Origin of the sequence: Candidatus Planktophila sp., from assembly GCF_046070465.1 — a bacterium.
Taxonomy (GTDB): Bacteria; Actinomycetota; Actinomycetes; order Nanopelagicales; family Nanopelagicaceae; genus Planktophila.
On the sequence record NZ_JBJTMK010000114.1, the window covers coordinates 1 to 7,009 of the forward strand.

The following is a 7,009-nucleotide window of genomic DNA, read 5'->3' on the forward strand; positions in this document are numbered from 1 at the left end:
TCGCAGAGTTGCTTCTGCCAGAGCTTGACAGCTTCGGGATCTTCCAGCGGCGTAAAGCCGTAATAGAGGATTACCTTTGGGATAGATGGCGCATGCTTGTTCACAGGAGAGATTCTAAGCGAGGGCAATTGTTTAACGAAATACGGGGGCTCTACACGGGTTCGTTCGCAGAACGTGCTGGAGTGAAGAACTCTTTCCCTGCAGGGGAGCGCCACATACATGAACCATCGGCGAAGCTCTCCACCTTCCAGCCATAATGAGTCTTCAATTTATGGTGGCGACGGCAGAGTGCACCAAGATTTTCGATTGAAGTGGTGCCGCCAGAATCCCAACTTTGTGCATGGTCGAGGTCGGAGAGAATTGCAGAACGTCTACATCCAGGAAACCTACATGTTCGATCTCGGGCAATGAGAAAATCTTTAAGCGCCTGCGGAGGTTCGTAATGCTCTCGACCAAAATCGAGGAGATTTCCAGTAATGGGCTCTGTGACAAATCGTTTCCAGCGCGCATCCGATGCAATTTCTCGAGCAACTGATGCGGGAATCGGTCCATATCCTGCAAGTTCGCCGGGGTTTTCCGCAAGGCCCATCAAGGTTGGCAAATCAACTGTGACATTAACGGTCAGCGGCCGGCGATGAGGAGTGACATCGTCGAGAGTCGATGACAAATACTGTGAAGCAATGGCAGCAAGTGCATCTGCGCGCTTCATATCTTTACTGCGATTATCAGAACCTACATGGCTGCAATTCTCTTGATCATCACGGGCTTGAGCATTGTGATGGTCCTGCGCTTCAGGAGAGAGCGCATTGAAATCTTCAAGACATTGTCCGCAGGTGCGATCACTCTGTCGTATAAATGCTTCAACTGCATTCATTACGACTTTGGCTTCATGTGCCGGCAAGAGCGCAATAATTGTGGACATTCCGTTGGGTTCGTCGAAGCAGGTGACTCGGCGGAGTTCGCGGGCACTGGCAACTGAATCTTCAAACTCTTCCGGGTTGCGCTGGGTAATAACTTTGCGTACCAAGTTGCCGACTTGAGAAGGAGTATGGAATTCAGCATATGAAATTGCCCGATTTTCAATTTCGAAGATGACGGATTCGGGCAAGCCACGATTAAGGGCAGAAACAGTCTCGCGTGCAATTGCATTTGCATGTGCAGCGGAGATTTCGCCGGTGGCGAGAGCGGAACAAGTATTGGGTAGATGATTTGTAAGGGCTCGTGCAATATCAATCTTGATCTGCGCACCTGATGGTGAGAGGCGAAGTGCTGTAGAGACATCTTCACGCTCGGAATCATCGAGCTGGTAAACAGGATCTCCATGAGGCCCGGATTCGCGTCCTGCAACTGCAACGACAGCACGATGCATGAGCGCCTGAATCCACGACTCTTGGCGTTCGATTGCAGTTAAGTAATCGATACGGGAAGCATGGGGAAGTTCTTGCGGATCTATCGCAGCTAGTTCAGCGAGGACCCGGGCTGAAGGAATATCGTGGAGAAGACGGACCACAACTTCAGGCAAAGATTCGTCCGCGCTACCTTGCTGGGCGCGGAAGTCATCGGCGTCGTGGTCGCGAATTATGAATGCTGAGCTCATAAGGGGATATTTATGGGAGCCACCGACAGATATAGAGAGTTTTCCTCGCTAATTCTTCAAGAGAAGCAAAAGGCGGGAGTGAGGAATTCGCAGAGTATCGGGAATAAAAGAAAAGATTTACAAGTTGTAGGTAATTGAAAGTTCAACTATATTGAGAAAGTCGAGTTACATAAAAGCGCACAACGAGAGTGCATATCTATGCAATTCAATGAATAAAGGAGCACATCATGCCTGCAGTAACCGTTAGCGATATCACCGTACTTCCGCGCATCAGCGCAGGCACCAATCTCCGAGCGCGCACAATTAAAAGCATCACTACTGCGCCGCAAGGTTATGAAGGCGAAGGTTTCCCTGTTCGTCGCGCATTTGCAGGAGTTGATTTACAAGAGCTCGATCCATTTATTCACCTCGATCAAATGGGTGAAGTGGAATATGCACCAGGTGAACCTAAGGGAACACCTTGGCATCCACACCGCGGATTTGAAACTGTTACCTACATTATTGATGGAATCTTCGATCACAAAGATTCCAATGGCGGCGGTGGAACTATTACCAATGGCGATACACAATGGATGACTGCCGGCGGCGGAATTCTTCACATTGAAACTCCACCAGAGTCACTAGTGATGTCGGGTGGCCTATTCCACGGATTCCAATTGTGGGTCAACCTTCCAGCGGCAAAGAAGTGGGCACCACCTGCCTATCAAGATGTGCGGGCACATGATGTTGCACTTCTTTCGACACCTGATGGTGGATCTCTTTTACGTGTTATCGCCGGTGAAGTTGACGGTCACTTCGGTCCAGGAAATACACAAACTCCAATCACTTTGCTTCACGCAACAATTGCACCTGGTGCAGAACTTCGCCTTCCTTGGCGTAAGGATTACAACGCACTCGTGTACACAATGTCGGGACATGGTTTTATGGGTGATGAACATCGTCCAGTATCTATGGGGCAATTGACTGTCTTCGGTGACGGTGATGCGATTGTTGTTCGCGCTGCAAAGCAGCAAGAGTCTCGTTCACCCAATCTTGAACTCTTTATCCTCGGTGGTCAGCCAATCAAGGAACCTGTTGCCTGGATGGGTCCATTCGTCATGAATACAAAGCGCGAAGTACTGCAGGCATTTGAGGATTTCCAGAAAGGTCTACTCGGGTCGATTCCAGCTATCTATAAGGAAGATGCGAAGCGTCCCCTTAATCGCACAGATAAATTAGGCGGCGATGTGAAAGCTGCTGATGTCGCCGCACAGGAGATCCTCGATGTTCATGGAGCACCTACAGATATGCAGGAGAGCTAAGTAAGCCAGAAGTACTGTAAGAAAAATAAGCCTGTTGCAGCGAATGCGGCAGGCTTATTTGTTTCCCTTAAGCTCTCCGCGTGTTAAGTGATAGAGCAAAGCCTGAATAGTTGTGCGGCGGTGATAAGCCTCGCGCCAAATCACAGACTTCGGGCCATCAATAACTGAAGCCGCAACTTCCTCACCACGGTGAGCGGGTAGGCAGTGCATAAAAATCGAATCTTCTGCAGTCAGTGACATCAAACGATCGTCGATTGCAAATGGTGAAAGCGCTGCAAACTTCTCTGCGCGTTCTGCCTCTGGGTCTCCCATCGACATCCACACATCCGTATAGAGAACGCTCGCATCTTTTGCAGCTGCCTCGGGATCATTTGTGATTTCGATAGTCGCTCCGCTCTTTGCAGCGATTGCATGTGCACGAGCAACGACTTCTGCATCAGGGGCAAACTTTCCGGAAGGTGTTGCGGCAATAACGTGCGCACCCATGATGGCACCCATCATCAACCAGGCATGGGTCATGTTGTTTCCATCACCAAGATAAACAAACTTACGACCGCTGATATCGCTTCCGAAGTTCTCACGAATTGTCACCCAATCTGCAAGTAGCTGTGTTGGGTGATCGAGATCTGTAAGGCCATTAATAATTGGAATAGTTGAATTTGCACCGAGTTCATCGACATCTGATTGAGCAAAGGTGCGTATGATCATGGCATCGCAGAATCCACTGATGATGCGCGCCGTATCAGCAATGGTCTCGCCGCGACCAAGCTGGAGCTCATCACCGCGAAGGAATATGGGAGTTCCACCAAGGTGGGCGACGGCCGTTTCAGATGCAAGACGGGTGCGAGTCGAAGGCTTGGTCATATAGATGGCAACGCTCTTGTTGGCTAAAGTAGAATTTGCTCGAAGAGGTTGTGCCGCGAAGTCGCTGGCAGTTGCCAAGAGGAGTTCAACATCTTCACGAGAGAGATGTTCTGTTCTCAATAAATCCTTCATCACAGAATTCTACCCGCCCGATGCCAAGCCTTTCACAGAGTTATTTCTGCCTCGCCACTATCCTTGCCGCATGGGTTTATTTACGCGTGAAGATAAAGGCATCGGAATCAGCACCGATACCGATACTTTGACGCGCACTGAGACGACACCCGATTTTCAAGAGGATGACGGCGGCCACGATCGCTTCGCTCATTACATCAAGAAAGAGAAGATTGTTGAGTCCGCTGTAACTGGGAAAGCGGTAAAGGCTCTCTGCGGAAAGAAGTGGGTCCCTTCACGAGATCCCTCCAAGTATCCCGTGTGCCCCATGTGTAAAGAAATCTTCGAAGGCCTTCGACCTGGCCCAGAAGATAACGAGTAATGTGCGACATCGCGCAATGATGAGAAAAAATAGGCGAGTTGCATCTGCAATTGCAGCACTCGTCTGCGCAACCTTCTTGGCAGGAACTTTTATTGCTCCAGCAGCACAAGCTGATAACCCACCTCGCAAAATTCTGACCGGCTGGATTCCGTATTACTCCATTAAGACTTCTCTACCTGCAGCAATCAATAATGCTGATCTCATCAAAGAGGTAATGCCATTTTGGTACACGTTGAAATTTGACGGTAAGAATCAGAAGGCTGTCGTAACTGACTTATATACACCTGCTAACCCAAGTGTTCCGATGGCTCAAACCGTCGGTGCGCTGCGCAACGCAGGATTCGCATTAATGCCCACTATCACCGACGGAACAGCTAAAGATGTGCTTGCTGGATTACTTGCAAAGCCAGCATCACGCACTCAAATTGTTCAAGCGATTACATCGATGGTTCTTACAAACAATTACGACGGAATCGATTTGGATTTTGAAGGTTTTGCATTTGTCGACAGCAATTCCACCTGGAGTAAAACAGCGCCACTCTGGACGGCATTCATTAAAGAGCTCAGCGCGTCACTTCATGCTGAAAAGAAGTTGTTATCAGTTTCTACGCCTTACGTTTTAGACCCGAAGGGAACCCAGAAGGGTTATTACGTATATGCATGGGCCGCTATTGCGCCATACATAGATCGTCTACGCATCATGACTTATGACTACTCTGTTGCAAAAGTTGGCCCTCTTGGTCCAATTACATGGACAGAGCGAACGCTTCAATACGCAGTATCCGTGATGCCTGCATCAAAAGTATTTATTGGAATTGCTGGTTATGGCCGCGACTGGGTGACATCTGTCAGCGGTGTCTGTCCTGCAAACGTGGCATCAGTGATTAAAGGTGGAGCCAAAGCTGCGACTTTTGTGATGCGAGATGCACAAACGCTAGCTGCTTCATATGGAGTGGCTCCCGTATTCAATGAGCAATATGGTGAGATGACCTTTAGCTACCAGAAGGTCTACAACGGCCTCACTGCGGGTGGACTTTCTACATCGTGTACCGCTCAACGCACTGCTTGGTATCAGGATTCGAAGGCATTCACGCTGCGTGCGGCTCTCGTTGATAAGTACCGACTCGGCGGAATAGCAGAGTGGACGCTCGGCATGGAAGAGCCTCTTGCGCTTGAGGGCATCCGAAACGTTGCAAAGGCGATTGCCCCCGACCAAGTAACAGCTGCAATCACAATTGATAAGACAGCTATTGAATACGGTGATCCAATCTCGATTGCAGGTACCTTCACTATTAAAGATAAGTCCCCACTTGCAAACATTGCAGTTCGCATTGAAGGAAAATCTGTAGGAGATTCCACCTGGCGACTTCTGACAACGGCTACTACAGATGCGTCAGGCAAGATTTCTAAGCCGCTCTTGATTGGTAAAGCCACAACAATTCGGGCTTACAGCGAAGGCACTTGGGAGCGTGGCGAGGGAATTTCAAATGAAATCGCAATCACAATGTCTCGCTTGTTATTTGTAACAGCCCCTTCATCTGTGAAAAAGAACGAGACATTTACAGTTACTGGATCCATCCGCCCTCGCGAAACTGGAACCTTTATTCAATTCGAGAAGTTGGCAGCAGGTAAGTGGCAACCATTCGGGTCTGTCATCACCACCGACCCGCAGGGCGCTTTCACTTTCCCAGTCGCTGGTCAGGTAAAGGGAGTTCTCACTCTTCGAGTCAGTGCAGCAGCTCAAGCTCAGTGGCCAATCACTACAAGTAAGCCTTTCTCCATACTTATCCGTGGCGTTGGCTCTTCAGAGTTGGTTAAATAAATCCATGGCAGGTATTTCTCATGGCTAAATTGGCAGATGCCCTTGAAGAAGAGATCGCAGCAATATTCTCTGGGGATACTCCATGGGTCACGATTGTCTGGGATGACCCAGTAAACCTTCAGAGCTATGTCACCTATGTTTTTATGGAGTTATTCGGATATTCAAAAGCTAAAGCAACCGAACTCATGATGCAGGTGCACACAGAAGGAAAAGCAATAGTCTCCACCGGTAGTCGCGAGGAGATGGAGCACGATGTTGCTCGCCTCCATGAATACGGATTATGGGCCACATTGCAGCGCGGGGATCAAATTTAATGGCCGCAACTGAAGGATTTAAGCGCCATGGCGCAGATTCATATGTCGCGACATTTGCTGAGACAGAGAAAGAAGTGCTTCTCAACCTTGTTGAACAAATGATTGAACTCCTTGCAGAGCGCGTTGATCATGGCCACGAAGATCCACTCGCCGCAATGGTCGGAATTACTTCACATGATTCACCTCCTGAAGATGAAGTTCTACATCGCTTATTACCAAATGCATATGCAGATGATGTCGATGCAGCCGAATTCCGACGCTATACCGAGTCAACTCTTCGCGGAAAGAAGCAGGCACACGCAATGTCAATTCGCATGATGCTCAAAGCATCTCCTGAGGGAGATATCGAACTCGATCACAAATGTGCAAACGATTGGCTCGGTGGACTTAACGATGTTCGGCTAGCTCTTGGTGTCCGATTGAAAATTGAGAACAATAGTTACGAACATCTCGAATTACTTTCACCCGATGATCCTCTCCGCGGGGTCTATGCTGTTTACAGTTGGCTTGGATGGCTACAGGAGACTCTCCTAGAAGCGCTGATGGATGAAATTACTGAATAGAAATTAGCCCTAGAATCTGACCATGGCTCTTACAATTTCGCGTGCAATTGTCGAT

General features: G+C 48.9%; 7 protein-coding genes. 5 read left to right on the forward strand and 2 right to left on the reverse strand.

Annotated elements, in window-relative coordinates; genetic code table 11:
* Positions 1-151: 151 nt before the first annotated feature.
* Positions 152-1,597, reverse strand: a complete 1,446-nt coding sequence (locus tag ACKOVI_RS05135; protein ID WP_509602996.1) for an HNH endonuclease signature motif containing protein — start codon at positions 1,595-1,597, stop codon at positions 152-154.
* 227 nt (positions 1,598-1,824) lie between these two features.
* Here ACKOVI_RS05135 and ACKOVI_RS05140 point away from each other — a divergent pair, with 227 nt between their 5' ends.
* Positions 1,825-2,898: a pirin family protein gene (locus ACKOVI_RS05140; RefSeq protein WP_509602997.1), complete on the forward strand. Its 1,074-nt coding sequence runs from the start codon at positions 1,825-1,827 to the stop codon at positions 2,896-2,898.
* A gap of 54 nt (positions 2,899-2,952) precedes the next feature.
* Here the strand turns inward: ACKOVI_RS05140 and argF are convergent, their stop codons facing one another.
* Positions 2,953-3,894 carry an ornithine carbamoyltransferase gene (gene argF, locus ACKOVI_RS05145; RefSeq protein WP_509602998.1) on the reverse strand — a complete coding sequence of 314 codons (942 nt, stop codon included), beginning with the start codon at positions 3,892-3,894 and terminating at the stop codon, positions 2,953-2,955.
* Between the two features lie 70 nt (positions 3,895-3,964).
* On the opposite strand from argF, the gene ACKOVI_RS05150 reads away from it, so the two are divergent.
* Genes ACKOVI_RS05150 through ACKOVI_RS05165 form a run of 4 tightly spaced genes read left to right on the forward strand, consistent with a single transcriptional unit; the run spans position 3,965 to position 6,954 of the window.
* Positions 3,965-4,255, forward strand: coding sequence for a DUF3039 domain-containing protein (locus tag ACKOVI_RS05150; RefSeq protein ID WP_509602999.1), 291 nt, complete (start codon positions 3,965-3,967; stop codon positions 4,253-4,255).
* Between the two features lie 16 nt (positions 4,256-4,271).
* Positions 4,272-6,077, forward strand: a complete 1,806-nt coding sequence (locus tag ACKOVI_RS05155) for a glycosyl hydrolase family 18 protein (protein ID WP_509603000.1) — start codon at positions 4,272-4,274, stop codon at positions 6,075-6,077.
* Positions 6,078-6,097: 20 nt separating this feature from the next.
* On the forward strand, positions 6,098-6,391 hold the full coding sequence (clpS, locus tag ACKOVI_RS05160) for an ATP-dependent Clp protease adapter ClpS (protein ID WP_509603001.1): 294 nt from the start codon (positions 6,098-6,100) through the stop codon (positions 6,389-6,391).
* Entirely contained in the window at positions 6,391-6,954 is a 564-nt protein-coding gene (locus ACKOVI_RS05165; protein ID WP_509603002.1) for a DUF2017 domain-containing protein, read from the forward strand. The genes clpS and ACKOVI_RS05165 overlap by 1 nt, the downstream gene beginning before the upstream one ends.
* Positions 6,955-7,009 lie beyond the last annotated feature (55 nt).